This window comes from Mycobacterium sp. URHB0021, from assembly GCF_054057895.1.
Genome location: NZ_JBSRZT010000002.1, coordinates 7,845,148 through 7,861,079 on the forward strand (window position 1 = coordinate 7,845,148; position 15,932 = coordinate 7,861,079).

The 15,932-nt window shown below is 67.1% G+C and carries 15 protein-coding genes and 3 pseudogenes; 4 read left to right on the forward strand and 14 right to left on the reverse strand.

The features are described from left to right. Positions 1–19: 19 nt before the first annotated feature. Together ACVWWN_RS40460 and ACVWWN_RS40465 are read right to left on the reverse strand one after the other, a co-directional pair. Positions 20–829 (reverse strand): class I SAM-dependent methyltransferase, encoded by an 810-nt coding sequence (locus ACVWWN_RS40460; protein WP_457148907.1) that lies wholly within the window; start codon positions 827–829, stop codon positions 20–22. 82 nt (positions 830–911) lie between these two features. Then, positions 912–2,468: a LuxR C-terminal-related transcriptional regulator gene (locus tag ACVWWN_RS40465; protein ID WP_457148908.1), complete on the reverse strand. Its 1,557-nt coding sequence runs from the start codon at positions 2,466–2,468 to the stop codon at positions 912–914. Positions 2,469–2,673: 205 nt separating this feature from the next. Between ACVWWN_RS40465 and hadC the strand changes: the two genes are divergently transcribed. Next, a complete protein-coding gene (gene hadC, locus ACVWWN_RS40470; RefSeq protein WP_457148909.1) occupies positions 2,674–3,141 on the forward strand; it encodes a (3R)-hydroxyacyl-ACP dehydratase subunit HadC in 468 nt (155 codons plus the stop codon). Here the strand turns inward: hadC and ACVWWN_RS40475 are convergent. Genes ACVWWN_RS40475 through ACVWWN_RS40485 form a run of 3 tightly spaced genes read right to left on the reverse strand, consistent with a single transcriptional unit; the run spans position 3,131 to position 4,869 of the window. Beyond that, positions 3,131–3,433 (reverse strand): hypothetical protein, encoded by a 303-nt coding sequence (locus tag ACVWWN_RS40475; RefSeq protein WP_457148910.1) that lies wholly within the window; start codon positions 3,431–3,433, stop codon positions 3,131–3,133. The genes hadC and ACVWWN_RS40475 overlap by 11 nt on opposite strands. 51 nt (positions 3,434–3,484) lie before the next feature. Beyond that, the gene (locus ACVWWN_RS40480; RefSeq protein WP_457148911.1) at positions 3,485–4,105 is read right to left on the reverse strand and encodes a hypothetical protein; all 621 of its coding nucleotides are present in this window, start codon (positions 4,103–4,105) and stop codon (positions 3,485–3,487) included. Further along, positions 4,090–4,869, reverse strand: coding sequence for a crotonase/enoyl-CoA hydratase family protein (locus ACVWWN_RS40485; RefSeq protein WP_457148912.1), 780 nt, complete (start codon positions 4,867–4,869; stop codon positions 4,090–4,092). Before ACVWWN_RS40485 ends, ACVWWN_RS40480 begins: the two co-directional genes overlap by 16 nt. Positions 4,870–4,957: 88 nt before the next feature. On the opposite strand from ACVWWN_RS40485, the gene ACVWWN_RS40490 reads away from it, so the two are divergent. Together ACVWWN_RS40490 and ACVWWN_RS40495 are read left to right on the forward strand one after the other, a co-directional pair. Next, on the forward strand, positions 4,958–5,767 hold the full coding sequence (locus ACVWWN_RS40490; RefSeq protein WP_457148913.1) for a lysophospholipid acyltransferase family protein: 810 nt from the start codon (positions 4,958–4,960) through the stop codon (positions 5,765–5,767). Positions 5,768–5,810: 43 nt separating this feature from the next. Then, positions 5,811–7,046: pseudogene (locus ACVWWN_RS40495) on the forward strand (alpha/beta hydrolase); the annotation flags it as partial. A 91-nt stretch (positions 7,047–7,137) separates the two neighbouring features. Here ACVWWN_RS40495 and ACVWWN_RS40500 read toward each other — a convergent pair. The 3 genes and pseudogenes from ACVWWN_RS40500 to ACVWWN_RS40510 all read right to left on the reverse strand — a co-directional run. Beyond that, positions 7,138–8,493, reverse strand: a complete 1,356-nt coding sequence (locus tag ACVWWN_RS40500) for a WS/DGAT/MGAT family O-acyltransferase (protein WP_457148914.1) — start codon at positions 8,491–8,493, stop codon at positions 7,138–7,140. Then, positions 8,469–9,647: an alpha/beta hydrolase fold domain-containing protein gene (locus tag ACVWWN_RS40505; protein WP_457148915.1), complete on the reverse strand. Its 1,179-nt coding sequence runs from the start codon at positions 9,645–9,647 to the stop codon at positions 8,469–8,471. Before ACVWWN_RS40505 ends, ACVWWN_RS40500 begins: the two co-directional genes overlap by 25 nt. A 126-nt stretch (positions 9,648–9,773) precedes the next feature. Then, positions 9,774–9,890: pseudogene (locus ACVWWN_RS40510) on the reverse strand (hypothetical protein); the annotation flags it as partial. Between the two features lie 30 nt (positions 9,891–9,920). Here ACVWWN_RS40510 and ACVWWN_RS40515 point away from each other — a divergent pair. Next, positions 9,921–10,034 (forward strand): annotated as a pseudogene (locus tag ACVWWN_RS40515) (acyl-CoA dehydrogenase family protein); the annotation flags it as partial. 83 nt (positions 10,035–10,117) lie between these two features. Here ACVWWN_RS40515 and ACVWWN_RS40520 read toward each other — a convergent pair. The 6 genes from ACVWWN_RS40520 to ACVWWN_RS40545 are packed head-to-tail and all read right to left on the reverse strand — an operon-like array spanning position 10,118 to position 15,869. Next, positions 10,118–10,915: an ABC transporter permease gene (locus ACVWWN_RS40520; protein ID WP_457148916.1), complete on the reverse strand. Its 798-nt coding sequence runs from the start codon at positions 10,913–10,915 to the stop codon at positions 10,118–10,120. Next, complete coding sequence (locus tag ACVWWN_RS40525) at positions 10,890–11,816, reverse strand: 2-aminoethylphosphonate ABC transporter permease subunit (RefSeq protein ID WP_457148917.1); 927 nt, start codon at positions 11,814–11,816, stop codon at positions 10,890–10,892. Before ACVWWN_RS40525 ends, ACVWWN_RS40520 begins: the two co-directional genes overlap by 26 nt. Then, positions 11,813–12,982, reverse strand: a complete 1,170-nt coding sequence (locus ACVWWN_RS40530; RefSeq protein ID WP_457148918.1) for an ABC transporter ATP-binding protein — start codon at positions 12,980–12,982, stop codon at positions 11,813–11,815. The genes ACVWWN_RS40525 and ACVWWN_RS40530 overlap by 4 nt, the downstream gene beginning before the upstream one ends. 4 nt (positions 12,983–12,986) lie before the next feature. Then, positions 12,987–14,033, reverse strand: a complete 1,047-nt coding sequence (locus tag ACVWWN_RS40535; protein ID WP_457148919.1) for a 2-aminoethylphosphonate ABC transporter substrate-binding protein — start codon at positions 14,031–14,033, stop codon at positions 12,987–12,989. Positions 14,034–14,043: 10 nt separating this feature from the next. Then, positions 14,044–14,733, reverse strand: coding sequence for a phosphonatase-like hydrolase (locus tag ACVWWN_RS40540; protein ID WP_457148920.1), 690 nt, complete (start codon positions 14,731–14,733; stop codon positions 14,044–14,046). 20 nt (positions 14,734–14,753) lie between these two features. Then, on the reverse strand, positions 14,754–15,869 hold the full coding sequence (locus ACVWWN_RS40545) for a TIGR03364 family FAD-dependent oxidoreductase (RefSeq protein ID WP_457148921.1): 1,116 nt from the start codon (positions 15,867–15,869) through the stop codon (positions 14,754–14,756). Between the last annotated feature and the right edge of the window lie 63 nt (positions 15,870–15,932).

The window sequence follows — 15,932 nt, forward strand, 5'->3', positions numbered from 1 at the left end:
TGAATCGAACACGCACCGCCTAGGCCCGCCCGGTCGCAATCACCATCGGCTGTTCGACCACGGTGACACCGTCGAAGACATGGGCGCGTGTGCCCTCGACGAACTGCCGTTCCATCGCCGCCTTCGACGGCTCCGGGGATTGCTCAATGAGCGCCGCCATCGGGGTGAGGTTGATGTACTGCCACAGGAACTCCGCGGGCGTGGGCAGTCGGAATGTCGTCGTCGAGACAGATGCCGACACGTCGCGAAATCCGTGGTCGCGCAAAAATGCGGCGAGTTCGTCTGGGTTGTTGATCGAGAACACGGCGCCGACGAAGCCCCCTAAGTCCGTGCTGATGTGCTCGACAATCGCGCGCTCCATCAACTCGAAAACAGGTTGGATACGGCCGGGCGTATTGATCGCCACTCGACCGGAGTGCTTCAGGACTCGGTGCATCTCGGCTACCGCCGCCGCCCTGTTATCCATGAACATCAGTGCCATCTGACACAGGACGACGTCGACTGAGTCATCGGGAATTGGCAGCGTCGCCGCATCGGCGATCCGCCAGTCGATCTTGGCGCCGTCCGGCGCGGCGACGGATTTCGCGACCTCGATCATGTCCGGAGCGATGTCGATGCCGGTCACCGATCCGTCCGCACCGACGCACTCAGACGCCAGTCTTGAGATCAGGCCCGTACCGCAGGCAACGTCGAGGACGCGTTCTCCCCTCTGTAAATTGGCTGCGTGCAGCAGATCTCGGGATACGGGCTCGGCGATCGCGGGTACGAAGTCGCGCTGGTAGTTCTCCGCCGCGGTGCCGGTGAAGTGTCGATATGAAACAGAGGACATGATCAGCACATTAGGCGGGCCGCCGTTGATCGGGCATCGGTCGAACATCCCATCTACGCGGATGGGTCAAATGACTGATGATTCAAACTAGGTGGTGCGCGTAAGCGTACGCGGTGGCCGCCGCCCGGTTCGGGACCCCGAGTTTGGCGTAGATGTGCTCGATATGACGGGCGACGGTATGTGGGCTGACCACCAGCATTTCGGCGATTTCCCGGTTGGTCCGACCGGCGGCCAGATGGGCCAGCACCTCCCGTTCGCGCGCGGACAAGGCAATTGATTCCCCGGGTGGGCCGATGTGGTGAGCCAGTCCGGCCGACAATTCGGTCACACGTGCCAGATCCGGCGCAGCGCCCAGTGTCGCGAAGACATCTCGCGCGCTCTCGAACTCCATCTCGGCACCGCTCTGATCGCCCAGCGCGGCGCATGCCAGTCCCAGTAGGACCGCGGTGCATGCGGCTTCGTACGGCATGTGGTGGGTCCGCCACGTCGCTGCTGCGGAACGCAGCTTTATCAGGGCCGCCGCTGGGTCGCCGGTCGCCATTAGCACGGATGCCGTCGCCTGCGCGGCCATCGCCTGAAGGACTTCCGACGTCGATCGGGCGGCGATCGCCGACAACTCATCTGCAGTCATCCTGGCCAGCGCGAAATCTCCTGTGGTGCGGAAGATTTCGACCGCGGCCGCCAGCAACGTGGCTCGCGGGCTAGAGCCTCGTTCGTGCAAGCAACGCTGGATCGTCGCGGCGGCCGCCACGCCGTCTCCACGGCCCAGTTGCAGCAGTGCCAGGCCGGGCATCGGGTCATATCCATTCCGGGCGGCCCGCCGGTAAGCATGTTCGGCTCGGTCGAACTTTCCCACCAGCCGATGCAGCTCGCCCTCCTGGTAACTGGCAAGGCCGAGCGCCGGGTGCAACGGATGAGCGAGGTGTCGGCAGGCACTTTCGGCACTGGCGATCGCGCCATGCCAATCACCCTCCGCCTGCTGAACCTGCGATCGGTGCACAAGGCACTGGCCCCGGAAAGGCACCCGGTCGGGCTGGGCATGGCACCACGCTTCGAGGGCGTCGGTCCACTCGGCGGCCCGGCGCAGGTCGAACAATGCCATGCACTCGAGGACCACTGCGCAATACACGATGCCCGCGGTTATCGAACCGAGCTCTCCGGTCGTGACCGCCACCATGACCTCGTCGAGCCGAGCCACACCCTTATCCGGGTCGCCGAGCGCGATCAGAGCCTGCCCCTGGCAAAGCCCACCGAACGCGCACAGATCCGCATCGCCGAATCGGTCTCCGATTTCGCTGGCTTGAACACCGTATTGGTGGCTGCGATGCGGATCGCCGGACTCGAGCGCCGTAAGTGCCGCAGGGATCAAGACGTACCCCGATGCGCGGCACCCGGTGCCGGATTCCGCGACGAGGCCCTCGGCCCGCGCCAGCCAGCCACTTGCGAGGGCCATCTGGCCGCGTAATAGGAGCAGAAATCCGAGCCAGAACGCGTAACGCGCCGACTCACCTGGATCACCCGCGGCCAATGCAGCTCGCTGCGCAGCCTCCCACTGAACGGTGCTTTCCCCATCAGCGCCGAGCAGATACGCCCGGATCGCTGCCCGTTCGTGCACCGCCGCATCGACCGCCGACGTCATGACTCCAGCATCGGTCCAGCGCGGCTACGATAGCCGAACCGGTCGAAGCAGCTGCACGTCGATAGAACCCATCCTGCGACCTCGATTTGAGTTTAGGTCAAGGGCGAAAAATCGAGCGTCGCGTTGTGTTGACCTTTAGCGGGTACTTCTCACATCGGCCGAGCACTGGGCCGGCCGGTGAACAGAGGAACGACGTGGTCCGCTGATGGCGCTCAAAACCGACATCCGTGGCATGAGCCGCACGTACCCGGACCACTGGATCGCGGAGCGGGAGCGAATCCGCGGCTATGCGAGCGCCATCGCGGCAACCGATCCCGCCAGCTTCGACGAAAAGGCCGCCGCGGAGCTCGGGCACCGATCGATCGTCGCGCCGTTGACGTTCACATCCATATTCGCGCTTCTGCTGCAGGACGAGTTCTTCCGGAACGTCGACGTGGGGCTGGCGGCCATGCAGATAGTCCAGGTCGAGCAGAGGTTCGTCTATCACAAGCCGGTTCTCGCGGGCGACAGGCTGCGGGGCCGCGTGGATATCGAGTCCGTCGACGAACGGTTCGGCGCCGACATCGTGGTCATCCGCAACACCTACACCGATGACGACGGGGAGCTCGTCGTGGAGGCCTACACGACGTTGATGGGACAGCAGGGCGAAGACTCCACCCGGATCAGGATGTAGAGGTGGGGGCGCCCGGCTCGGCTGCCGTCGACTCCCGAACCCGTGAGCCGGCCGGCGTCGAGGTGGCGCCCGGGGCGTTCGACTGGTCGCCCGCCGACGGCTCGGCGCCGTGGGTCAGCTCCCGCAACCGGGCGTGAAGGACCTCGAGCACGGGAATCCGGTTGCCGTGCTCGGTCTCATGATCGAACAATGTCCGCAGCTGCGCCTCCTCGAGCGACCGGATGCGGTGCCGCAGATCGTTGAGCGATAGCTGGTCGTAGTCCGCCAGTGGCAGTTGTTCACCGTGTGCCATGCATGTGGGTTGCCCACGGCCGCGCAGCCATAACCTCGTCATCACCGGGCATCACGCTGCGGCCTCGTCGATCGTGGTCGTCACCCGTACCACCTGCGGGGACGCCGGCGCGGACGAGAAACCAAAGGTGACCGGCGGCCGCAGCGGTGCAAGCCCGCCCAGGTCCCACCCGTCGAACGTGCCATCGACACCCACGATCCGGTGCGACCGCCGGACGCCGTAATACTCGCGCCGCCCTGCCGCCGCGGCACCGGCGGTGCGCACGCCCGGCATCACCCTCGCCGCGACAGGGTCGATCGCGCGCAACCACACCGGCGACGTGGCGATGCGGGCCGGAACCCATCTGAGCAGCCGGTCGATCGGGGCAGGTCCGCCGATCGTCACCGCTATGTCCAACCCCGGCGCCGACACCACCAATCCGCCGTCGGATAGTTCGGAGGTCACCGCGCCCGTCCGAACCAGATCGAAATGGTATGTCGCGGCAACGAATTCGGCGATCTCGCGGTCGGGGGCCAGCAGCACCCGCTCGCCATCGGCACGCTGCACCATCACGTCGGAGAACGACCCCAGCGGCGACTGCGCCCATACGCCGATGACGAACCGCACACCGGCGGCCGAGCCGAACCCGGCGATATGGCCGTCGAAGACCCAGCGACTCAGGTGCCGGTCCACTTCGGTGCGCGCTTCTCGGCGAACGCGATCGCGCCCTCCTTCGCGTCGTTGCTGCTGAACACGGGCATCAGGATCTTCACCTGTTCGGCGAACATCGTGTCGGGGCTCCAGCCGCGCGACTCGGTGATGATCCGCTTGGTCGCCGCGACGGCGAGCGGCCCGTTGGCGGTGATCCGCTCGGCCAGCTCGATCGCCGCCTCCAGCACGTGGCCGGGCTCCGCGAGAACGTTGACCAGTCCGAGGGCGAGCGCCCGCTCGGCGGACAGGCTGTCCCCGGTGAGCGCGAGCTCCATCGCGATCGCCGGCGGAATGCGCTGCGGCAGCCGCAGCAGGCCTCCGCCACCTGCGACCAGGCCACGCTTCACCTCGGGGATGCCGAACTCGGAGTCCTTCGCCGCCACGATCAGATCAGTCGCCAGCGCCAGCTCCATACCGCCCGCGAGCCCGTAGCCTTCGACCGCCGCGATCAGTGGCTTCACGGGCGGGCGCTCGGTGAAGCCCATCCCGCGGCCCTCGACCACCACGTTCTCGCCCCGGGCGAACGCCTTGAGGTCCATGCCTGCGCAGAACGATCCCCCTGCGCCCGTAACGATGCCGACCGACAGCCCCGCGTCGCCGTCGAGGCGGTCCACCGCGTCCGCCAGCCCGCGGCTGACCGCGGCATTCACCGCGTTCTTGGCCTGCGGCCGGTTGATGATGATGATCAGGATGCGGTCACGCTGTTCGACCAGGACAGGTTCTTCGGTATTGGCTTCATCGGTCACGCACGCGATGCTATCGACCTGTGGCAACGTTGCCGCGGCGACTGAGTACGATAAAACTAGAACACGTTCTAATTCGACAGGGAGCCCCATGGCCACGACCGATATCGAGCCCTCGGAACTCATGAAGTGGGATCCGGGCCTGACCGAGCGCGTGATGGGGATGACCCGGCCCTTCCTGAAGCGCTATTTCCGGTCGGAGGTGCGCGGGCTGGAGAACATCCCGCCCGGCGGCGCGCTGCTGGTGTCGAACCACTCCGGCGGCATGATGCCGATGGATGTGCCGATCCTGGCGGCCGACTACTACCGGGAACACGGTTACGGACGGCCGCTGTACACGCTGAGCCACGACATGCTCATGGTCGGACCGGCCGGGGACTTCTTCAAGAAGATCGGCTACATCAGCGCCAACCACGAGAACGCGGACGCGGCCCTGCGGTCGGGCGGTCTGGTGGTCGTGTTCCCCGGCGGCGACTACGACGTGTACCGCCCGACACTGTCGGAGAACGTCATCGACTTCGGCGGCCGTACCGGCTACGTGAAGGCCGCGCTCAACGCCGGCGTCCCGATCGTGCCCACGGTCGGCATCGGAGGCCAGGAAACCCAGCTCTACCTGTCCCGCGGCACCTGGCTGGCCAAGCGTCTCGGACCGATCGCCCGCCTCGCCCGGGCCAAGATCGTGCCGATCTCGTTCGGATTCCCCTTCGGCCTGAGTGTGGTGGTCCCGCCCAATGTCCCGTTGCCGGCCAAGATCGTCATGCGCGTGCTGCCGCCCATCAACATCATCGAGCAGTTCGGCGCGGAGCCGGACATCGATGAAGTCGACGCCCACGTGCGTCACGTCATGCAGCGGGCGCTCGACGAACTCGCCAAGGACCGCCGACTCCCGGTGCTGGGCTGAGCGGCGGTTTCGAATCGCCGTCCGTCGGCTATCAGCCTCCTCCATGAGCAGACATCGTCATCCGCTACTGCATGCGGTCGCTGAGCTCGTCAACGCCGCCAACGGTCTATCGCCCATCGCCCGCGAGGGCTACATCACCATCCCGGTCTTCGCGTTCGGCTGGCCCACCTCGGAATTGTCGCTGCTGTACCTCGCCGGCTCCGTACTCGACGCCGTGCGTCGCGGGCTGCGCGGCGACTTTCGCGGGATGCGGGGACGAATTGCGTTCCAGCTCACCACGATCCATGGGGCCTGCTGTGGCTGATTCACCACCGCAATGCGGCCTCGCAACCCAGTTTCGAGGAGCCCCTTCGCGAGGCCCTCGGCGACGACTACGAAACGGTCGCAGCGCAGTCCCAGCCGGCCCGACGGCGCCGTCGGATCGGCATTCCGCCCAACGACCTGATCCGTCGCCGCTACGTGGAGAAGGCCGGCACCGTGCAGTACGGCCCCGATCCCAAGATCAACCTCGCCGACATCTGGCGCAGCGCCGACCTGCCCCGGGACGGCAAGGCCCCGGTCCTGCTACAGGTGCCCGGCGGGGCGTGGACGATCGGTATGCGGCGACCGCAAGCTTATGGGTTGTTGAGTCACATGGCCGACCGCGGCTGGGGTGTGTGTGTCGATCGACTACCGGGTCAGTCCGAAGCACACCTGGCCCGATCACATCGTCGACGTCAAACGCGCACTGGCGTGGATCAAGGAGAACATCGCCGATTTCGGCGGGGATCCGGATTTCGTGGCGATCACCGGAGGATCCGCGGGCGGGCACCTCTGCTCACTGGCCGCGTTGACGTCCGACGATCCGCAGTACCAGCCCGGATTCGAGGACGCCGACACGTCGGTGGTGGCCGCCGTTCCGATCTACGGCCGCTACGACTGGGTGTCCAGCCGAGGCTCCGGCCGCAAGGAGTTCATCGCCTTCCTGCAGAAGTTCGTGGTCAAGAAGCGATTCGCCGAACACAGGCAGATCTACGTCAACGCGTCTCCGATCAGTAGGTTACGCTCAGACGCGCCACCGTTTTTCGTCCTGCACGGTCAGGACGACTCGATCATCCCCGTGCCTGAGGGCCGCGAATTCGTCGAGGCGCTGCGTGCGGTGTCGACGTCGACGGTGGCATACGCGGAGATCCCACACGCCCAGCATGCCTTCGACTTCTACTACGGGTCACCGCGGGCACACCACACCGCGCAGGCGGTCGAGGAGTTCCTGTCCTGGGTGCACGCCGCCCGGCGACCGACAAGCGTTACTGCGCCGACGTCGGCAGAAGCCACAATCAGGCCGACGTCGGCAGAGGCGACAATTGGGCCGACGTCGGCAGAGCCGACAATTAGGCCATGGCCGACTCGACGACGGACAGCTCCTCGGAAAGACCCGCGGCGCAGCGGATTTCGACGAATGACTTGATCATCTCGCCCGTCAGTTCGTGCGGATCCGCCAGGGTGGCGCCATCGGAGAGCACCGAGATGTTGAGCTGATCCACGTAGCTCCACACGGTGATGTTCAGGCCACTGCCCGTGGTGAGCGGGCCGACCGAATAGATTTCGGTGACCAGCGCGCCGCCGACCCGGCCGGGTTCGCGCGGGCCGGGCACGTTGGAGACCGGCAGGTTGAGCACCTTGTTCTGACCGTCTTTCTCGGCCAGCCAACGGAACAGCCGCTCGGCCGGCGCGGGCGGGAAGTATGCCGACCACCGGCTGATCAGTTCGGGCCCCATCAGGTGATGGGTCTCCTTTGCCTCTACCGCCCCCTCGTGCACCGCCTGCACCCGCGCCAATGGATCGTCGAGTTCGATGGGCACCACCATCATCACGCCGGTGAAGTAGTTACCGGAGATACGCTCCCTGGAGAAGTCGAAACTCACTGGGACAGAGGCCAACAGCGGATGGTCCGCCTGACCGTCGTACTTCAGCGAGAGGGTCCGCAGCACCCCGGCCGAGACGGCCAGCACCATGTCGTTGATCGTGACGCCCAGATGTTTGGCAGTCTCCTTGACGTCGGCCAGCGCCAGGGTGGCGGTGGCGAACTTGCGCTGCGCGTCGACGCGGTGATTCATGAACGACGGCGGTGGGGTGAATGGCATCGTCAGGTCCGCCGACAGCTTGCGTGAACTCTTTCGGATGCGGTTGACCCCCTGCGCTGTGTAGCGCAGCACGCTGGGCAGCCGGCCGATCTGCCGCATGTGATCGGCGAATGCCGCGCGCACAAGTTCAGCGCGGCTGGGCGCGGGATCCGTTGCGTACGAGTCCCGGTCGGCCAGCGGGCTCTCCTGCAGGTCCATCCCGCGGGCCAGCAGGTTCGCCGACGCGACACCGTCGGCAAGCGCGTGGTGGATCTTGCCCAGCACGGCGATCCGACCGCCCGCAAGGCCCTCGATGAAGTACATCTCCCACAGCGGCCTGCTGCGGTCCAGCGGAGTTCCGGCGATGCGGCCGACCGCCTCGTCGAGTTGGCGGCGGCCGCCCGGACTGTCGACCCGGTAGGGTCGGACGTGATAGTCGAGATCGACCTCGCAGTTCTCCCGCCACATCGGGCGGTGGAACTTAAACGGTATGTCGACGAGTTCGTAGCGGAAGGGATCGAGCTTGTAAAGCCGGCCATGGATGACCTTGCGGAAGTCGGCGATGCCGAACTCGCGCCCCTTCATTTCAGAGAGATCGATCACCGCCAGCTTGAGGGTGTGCATGTGCACGGTGGGGGTCCGGTACGGGCCCCGTCGATCATGTCGAATGCGTGGCCCGCACCCGGCAGCTCGACGTAGCTCACCACCGAACGCGACGCGGCCCTTAGCCGTCCGACGAAGCTGCGGGCCTGTTCGACGGGGATGACGCTGTCGCCGGTGCCGTGGATGACCAGGAACGGTGGCGCGCCGGCGTGCACCCGCGCGATCGGCGACGCCTTGCGGAAGATGTCAGGATGCTTCGCGATCTTGCGGCCGACGACGACGCGTTCGAGGAAGTCGAGAAACCTGGCCCGCTCGGCAGTGGAGCGGTCCTCCCAGTCATACCGGCCGTAGATGCCGATCACGGCGTCCACCGAGGTGTCCGACCCCTCGGGCAGTTCGGCCTGCATCTCGGGGTCATCGGCGGTCAGTCCGGCCAGCGCCGACAGATGACCACCGGCCGAACAACCCGCAATCGCAACGAAATTGCGGTCGCCGCCGAACTTGTCGACGTTGGCGCGCGCCCACGCGATCGCGGTCTTGACGTCGGTCAGGTGCGACGGCCAGCGGTGATGCGGCGCCACCCGATAGTCGATGGACAGGCACACCCAGCCCTTCTCGGCCAAATGCGACATCAGGGCGTAGCCCTGTAGCAGGCGACTGCCGTGCACCCATGCGCCGCCGGGGACGAAGATCAGCACCGGTGCGTCGGGCGCCAGGTCCTCGCGGCGCCACACGACGAGCAGCTGCGAGGGGCGGGGCCCGTATCGCACCGACGTCTTGTACACACTGCGCCGATACTCGCGCATCCGCCACAGCGGCGGCGTGCGCTCGGGGGCGGGCCACTCGATCGCCAGATCCTTCGCCGGCACCACTTCGCGCAGTGCGGCTTCGGTCACGGCGTGCGTGCTGTCGCGCTCCTGTTGCCGTAGCTCGGCATTGCCCGGGCTACCCCACGAGCGCGCCGTTGCACCGAGGAATTCGGGCAGGTGACGGTAACCCCAGACGCCCATGGCGGTCATCGCACCAAGGGGCTCAAGGTGTTTCCCGATGACGGGGAGCGATGCCGATGCCACGCTCATGGCCAGCATGTAGTCGGATGGACCGGCTCTCAGCAACCACCGGGCGCGTGTCCACATCGTGGGTCCGGGGTACCGGGTGTCCGGTCGTACCGTCATGGCGCGAGCGTACCCCGCTGTTGCATTCGTAAACGACAACATTCGCCAGGTGTCTACTCATCGATTCGGCATCTAGCGTTGCTCGACAGCCGTCAAACGGAAAGAGGACTTCCATTGTGAGTAAGTCAGGTACAGGGGCGAGTCGTGTTCCCAGGTGAAGCCGATGCCGCCGTGGAGCTGAATATTGCTCTGCACGTTGAAGATCTGCGTGCAGATGGCGTGCGTTGCGGCCACCGCCGCGGCGCCGTCGTGGGACAGACGCCGACTCTGACGCAGGCATATCTGGGCAACCGGGCGATGACCATCGCGGGTGGCACATCGGAGATCACCCGCAACACGATCGCCGAGCGGATCCTCGGGCTGCCACGGGATCCGCTGCTCAAGTAGCGCCGCCTTCTCCCGCGAGTGTGCGCCTTTTCGCCGCGTGTCGCCCCGCAGACACGCACGCTCGGCCCACGGGTGGTCAGCGGTCAGCGCAGGGTTGCGCGACCGCGGATCCGGCCGAGCAACACCAGGGCCAGCAGCGTCACCAGCAGCAGCACCGTGGTGCACGCGGCGGCCTGGAACGCCTGGCCGCGATCGGTCAGGGCAAAGATCGTCACCGGCATCGTCTTCCATGTCGCCGGGTAGACCATCACCGTTGCGCCCAATTCACCCATGGACAGTGCGACGGCCAGTCCCGCGGCGGCACCCAACGCGGGAAGCAGCAGCGGAAGCGTGACCCGGAACAGCACCCGCACCGGACCGGCGCCCAGGGACTCGGCGGCCTGGCGGTAGGCGGGATCGAGCCGGTCCAGCGCCGCCGAGACCGCGCTGAACGCAAAGGCCAGCACCAGCACCGTATGCGCGAGGATGACGATCCACCGCGTCCCGCCCAGAAGCAACGGCCGTGAGTCGAACGCGATCAGCAACCCGAGCCCGATCGCCACCGAGGGCACCGCGATCGGCAGATGGAACACCGCGTCGGTGACCCGACTCAACCATCGCGGCGCCTCGCTGGCGGACAGCGCCGCCCAGGTGCCCAGCACCAACGCGAGGGCACCGGCGATGAACGCCGTCTGCAGGCTGACGGACAGGCTGGCCAGGTTCTCCCCGGAGAGCGCGCCACCGAATCGGGCGAAGCCCAGGCCGGATGGCAACGCGTCGTTCCAAGACCCCGCGAAACCCGCGAGGGCCACCGTCGCCAGCGGCGCCGCGAACACCACCAGCACCACGAGGGCGAACATGGCAAGAACGGCGACCCTACTTCGCCGGCTCCACAACAACATCGGCCTGCCCCCTTTCGCGACCGCTCATCATCCGCGCGAAGATCACGCGGTACAGCCCGTAGAGCACCAGCGACAGCGCGACCTGGACGGTGGCGATCACCGCGGCGCCGGGCAGGTCGAACGTCACGATGCCGCGGGTGTAGATCAGCACCGGTAGGGTGATCACGCCCTTTGCGCCGGTGAACAACACGATCCCGAATTCGTTGAGGGTCAACAGAAGTACCAGGCTGCCGCCGGCCATCAGCGCCGGCCAGGCCTCGGGCATGATCACCGACCGCAGCACCCGCACGGGTGACGCGCCGAGGCTGGCGGCCACGTCGAGCTGAGCGCGCGGGAGGACGGCGAACGAGGCCAGCAGCTGCCGCACCACAAACGGCGTGAAGAAGGTGATCTCCGCGAGGATGACCCCGGCCGGGGTGTAGAGGAAGTTCAGGGCGGCCGAGGCACCGCCGGTCAGTCCGGCGATCGCGGCGTTCACCGCGCCGGCGGTGCCGTACAGGAACGTGAACGCCAACGTGATCAGGAACGACGGCAGCGCCAGGATGGTGTCGATCAGACGTCCGACCAGCCGCGAGGCAGGAAACGGTACGAAGGCCAGCACGATCGCCAGGAACGTGCCGAGCACCAGGCAGCCGGCCGTCGAGGTCGCCGCGATCGCCACGGTGCGCCACAACGCATCGCGGAACATCCCCGACGCCAGGACGCCGACCCAGGTAGCCCAACCCTGCTGAGTGCCATTGCCTTTCGCCGATTCCAAGAAAACTCGGACGAGCGGATACACGACAGCCACGAGCACGACGAGCAGCGGCGGGATGGTCCAGAGCGCGGCACGCGACCGTATCGGCGATGTCCGCTGCGGCACGTCAGCCGCTGGGACCGGCGCGTCGAGTAGCGCGGTCACGCCGATGCCTGGACGAGCACTCCGGCCGGTTCGGGAAGCCGGATCCCGACCTCGGTGCCGATGGCGATCTGCGTATTGCCGGGGACATCGATGTCGATGAGCTGATCGGGCAGCCCGGTCACCGATACCACCAGACGTGTGGTGGCACCTCGCCAGACCGCCGACTTGACGGTGGCCCGCAGCGCATCCCGCTCGCCCAGCGAGACGATGCGCATGGCATGCGGCCGAATGCACAGCAGCGCTTTGGGTTCCGGGGCCCAGTCGATCTTGCCGACCGACGGCTGCGGGGCTTCCGCACTGACGGTCTTGTGTGCGATCGTCACCAGTGCCGAGGTGCCGATCACCCGGCCCACCGTGCACGGGATCAGGTTCGCCCCGCCGAGGAAGGCGGCGGTGAAGCTGGTCGGCGGGCGCTTCCAGAGGTTGTCGGCGGTGTCGACGTCCATCAGTCGCGCGTCCTTCATCACGACGATCCGGTCGGCCAGCGCGAGCGCCTCCGCCTGATCGTGGGTGACGTAGAGCATCGCCGTATCGGGCAGCGACTCCTTCAGCCGCTGCAACTCGGCGAGCGTCGACTGGCGCAGCTGCGCGTCCAACGCGGCCAACGGTTCGTCGAGCAGCAACACCTTCGGCCGGATCGCCAGAGCGCGCGCGATCGCCACCCGCTGCTGCTGACCGCCCGAAAGCTCACGGGGCAAACGCTTTCCATGGGAGACCATGCCCACCATGTCCAGCGCCTCGGCCACCCGTGACCCGATCTCACGCCGAGAGACGCGATGTGACTTGAGGCCGAACGCCACGTTGTCGGCCACCCGCATGTGCGGGAACAACGCATAGGACTGCAACACCACCCCGATGCCCCGCTTGGCCGGCGGCAGTTCCGTGACGTCACGGCCCGCCAGCCGGACCCGGCCCGTCGTCGGTCTGACAAACCCCGCGAGCGCGTTGAGCGCGGTCGATTTGCCCGATCCGCTCGGCCCGAGCAGCGCCACCGTCTCACCCGTCGCCACCCGAAGACTGAAGTCGACCAGCGCCCTGGTCGCCCGTTGACCGCGCCCGTAGGACACGCCGACGCGGTCAAAGGTGATGGCCGGGGTGGGGCTTTGCGCCTGCTGCGCGACTTTCCTTGCGCCGGACTGCTTCTGGCCCAGCCGGATTTCGGTCACGTCGTCAGCCCCCGGTGGCCTTCTGGTATGCCGCCACGTCGGCATCCAACTCCGAGAGCACGGTGTTCCAGTCCGGCGCCCACACCTCGACGCCGTCGAGCACGGCGGCCGGAGTGTTCGCCGCCGGGGATTCCGCAGCGGCGGTGCGGATCTGGTCACGCACCGGGATGCCGAGCGCATCGGGCTCGACGGTCTTCTGCACGTCGTCCGACAACAGGAATGTGAGCAGCTTCTTGGCGGATTCCTCGTGTGGCGCGCCCTTGGCCACCCCCGCGACATACGGCAGGGAAATCGTGGTCCGCTTGCCGTCCGGCTCAGCCGGGATGAAGATGTCGAACTTCGAGCCGTCGGACTTGAGCGAGTCCAGGTTCATCTGCACGTCCCCGTTGGCGACCAGCAGTTCGCCGTTGTTGACCTTGGGCTGCAGCTTTCCGGTGGACGACGACGGGCCAACGTTGTTGGCCTGCAGCTTGCTGAGGTAGTCCAGCGCGCCCTGCTTGCCGCGCAGGTGCTGCAGCAGAACCAGCACGGCGGTGCCGTCGCCGGCCTGACCGGGCGTGGAGTACTGCACCTTGCCCTTGTACTGCGGTGCCAGCAAGTCGTCCCACGTCTTGGGGTGCGGTTTGGCACCCGGGCTGGCGATGAAGCTGAGTGCATTGTTGACGATCGGCACGTAGTTGGCCGAGACCTGATCGGCGGCGATTCCGGTGGTGTCGACGCCACTGGCCACCAAAAGGCCCGACGTGTCGGACTTTTGGATGAACGGGGGCAGCGTCACGAGGAGGTCCGCCTGCGGGTTGGACTGCTCCTTTTCCAGTCGCGAGACCACTTCACCCGAGCCTGCCTCGACGACGTTGACAGCGATGCCGGTGTCCTTGGTGAACCTGTCGAACTGGTTCTTGTACCAGTTGGCGAGCCCGTCGGCGCTGTAGACGGTGACCGTCTCACCACCCGATCCGGACGACCCGGTGCCGCCGCAGGCGGCCGTCATGGCGGCGGCCGCAGCGATCACAGTGATGCCGGCGACGCGGAGAGTGTTGCGTAACTGCATGTTTCCTTCTCTAGTTGGCGATGTGCAGGATGAGCTCGGCGAACTCCGTTACGGTGGCGACCACATGCGTGGCGCCGGCGGCGCGCAGCTGCTGCTCGTCGTGAGCGCCGGTGAGCACGCCGGCGGCCACCGCCGCACCGGCCCGCAGCGCGCTCTCCACGTCGCTGCTGGTGTCACCGAGCACGGCGACATTGCCGACGCCGTCGATGTCGAGGCGCATCAGGGCGGAGAGGATGAGGTCGGGGTAGGGCCGGCCCCGGACGCCACCGCCCGGGGCGACGACCAGATCCGCCAGCGACTGCCAGCCCAGCGCGGCGAGCAACTTCTCTTGGGTGGCCCCGCTGAACCCGGTGGACAGCGCCACCCTGATTCCCGCTTCACGTAGGCGGGTGATCGCCTGTGCCGCACCGTCGATCGGCTTTGCCCGGCCCTCGTCGACCAGCGCCTCGTAAGCGGTCTCGAAGGCCGCGTTCGCCGCCTGAGCCGTCTCCTCGGCATCGAAGAGCGCCCGGAACACACTGATCTTCGACTGTCCCATGGTCTCGAGCACATACCGCCTGGCGCGGTCGCGCTGTTCACCCGATTCCGGCACGCCCGCGGCAGTCGCGGCCGCCTCGAATGCGGTGACGACGAGTCCGTCGTCGGACACGGTGGTGCCGGCCATGTCGATGACCGCCAGCTGAATTGTGCGACTTTGCATAGATTTCCTCTCGCCGTCGGTTACAGGCCCATCAGATCGGCCGACTGTTCGGCGATCACGGGTCCCAGGGTCATGCCGCGCCCGCCCGGCCCGGTGACCACCCACACGCCGTCGTCCGGCGATGTTCGGCACACAAGCGCATCCGGGTCGATGCACTGGCTGTAGACGCCCGCCCAGCGCCGCACGATCGGGGGCAGAGCGCGGCCGAGGAACTGCTCGACCGTTTCGGCGAGGTAAACGTACGGCTCTTCGGTGACGTCGAACGGGAACGGCTCGCGGTATTCGTGGGTGTCCCCGATCGTCAGCCCCCCGTGCAGTCGCTGTACGCAGAGCAGCTGCATGCGGTGCTCATCGGCCACCGGATCCTGTGGCTCGTGGCGCCGCAGGTCATTCAAGGCGTGTCCGGCGAATCCCGGGTAGTAGCGGAAGCTGTCGCCGTCGGCGATCGCCGTCGTCAATGCCTCACCCAGCGGGGCGGTCTGCATCATCTGCAGTCGCACTCGCCGCACGGGCAGATCTGCCGCGAGCTCTCGAACGAGTCCGCTGTGTGCGGCGCCTACACAGACCACGACCAGGTCACTGTCATGAACGTCGCCCCGGTCGTCCGTCACCCGCAGGCCGGCGACGGACCTCGCCTCGACACCCGGCAGGAACGTGTACCTGCCGGTCAGCGCCAGGTGCTCACGGATCGCCGGCAGCGCCTGCCGTGATTCGACGGCGGCGTCCCACGAACAGTGCAACGCGCCCAGGTACTTGCCGCGCAGTGCCGGGTTCAGCGCCCGCGCGCGGTCGGCTTCCAGCAGGGCGAAACCACGACCCTGCGCGTCGGCGCGCGCCACCACCTCTTCGGCCACCGCCACCTCGCGGGGGGTGCGCAGAAGGGTCAGTGATCCGGTGGCCCGAAAGCCCACCGCCGGGATGTCGGTGCCGAGTGCCTCCCACAGCTCCCTGGAGCGCAGCGAGGCGGCCAGTTCGCCGCGGGCGCGCCCCGACACCCAGACCAGGCCGAAATTGCGGACGGTAGCCCCCCGCGCCTCGACCTCGCGTTCGAGCTGTACGACGTCATGACCCCGGCGGACCGCCTCCAGGGCGTGCATGGTGCCGAGAACCCCGCCCCCGACGATCGTCACACGCATCTCGTAGACCTTTCCCACTTCCCGCAACAACCCTGCTGCCAGCGGGTGTTGCGCTGCGGAACA

Excerpts from the sequence above, each read along its gene's own strand:
- ACVWWN_RS40460 (WP_457148907.1), bottom strand. The coding sequence starts at position 829 with ATGTCCTCTGTTTCATATCGACACTTCACCGGCACCGCGGCGGAGAAC.
- ACVWWN_RS40465 (WP_457148908.1), bottom strand. The coding sequence starts at position 2,468 with ATGACGTCGGCGGTCGATGCGGCGGTGCACGAACGGGCAGCGATCCGG.
- hadC (WP_457148909.1), top strand. The coding sequence starts at position 2,674 with ATGGCGCTCAAAACCGACATCCGTGGCATGAGCCGCACGTACCCGGAC.
- ACVWWN_RS40475 (WP_457148910.1), bottom strand. The coding sequence starts at position 3,433 with ATGGCACACGGTGAACAACTGCCACTGGCGGACTACGACCAGCTATCG.
- ACVWWN_RS40490 (WP_457148913.1), top strand. The coding sequence starts at position 4,958 with ATGGCCACGACCGATATCGAGCCCTCGGAACTCATGAAGTGGGATCCG.
- ACVWWN_RS40500 (WP_457148914.1), bottom strand. The coding sequence starts at position 8,493 with ATGCACACCCTCAAGCTGGCGGTGATCGATCTCTCTGAAATGAAGGGG.
- ACVWWN_RS40505 (WP_457148915.1), bottom strand. The coding sequence starts at position 9,647 with ATGACGGTACGACCGGACACCCGGTACCCCGGACCCACGATGTGGACA.
- ACVWWN_RS40520 (WP_457148916.1), bottom strand. The coding sequence starts at position 10,915 with ATGTTGTTGTGGAGCCGGCGAAGTAGGGTCGCCGTTCTTGCCATGTTC.
- ACVWWN_RS40535 (WP_457148919.1), bottom strand. The coding sequence starts at position 14,033 with ATGCAGTTACGCAACACTCTCCGCGTCGCCGGCATCACTGTGATCGCT.
- ACVWWN_RS40540 (WP_457148920.1), bottom strand. The coding sequence starts at position 14,733 with ATGCAAAGTCGCACAATTCAGCTGGCGGTCATCGACATGGCCGGCACC.
- ACVWWN_RS40545 (WP_457148921.1), bottom strand. The coding sequence starts at position 15,869 with ATGCGTGTGACGATCGTCGGGGGCGGGGTTCTCGGCACCATGCACGCC.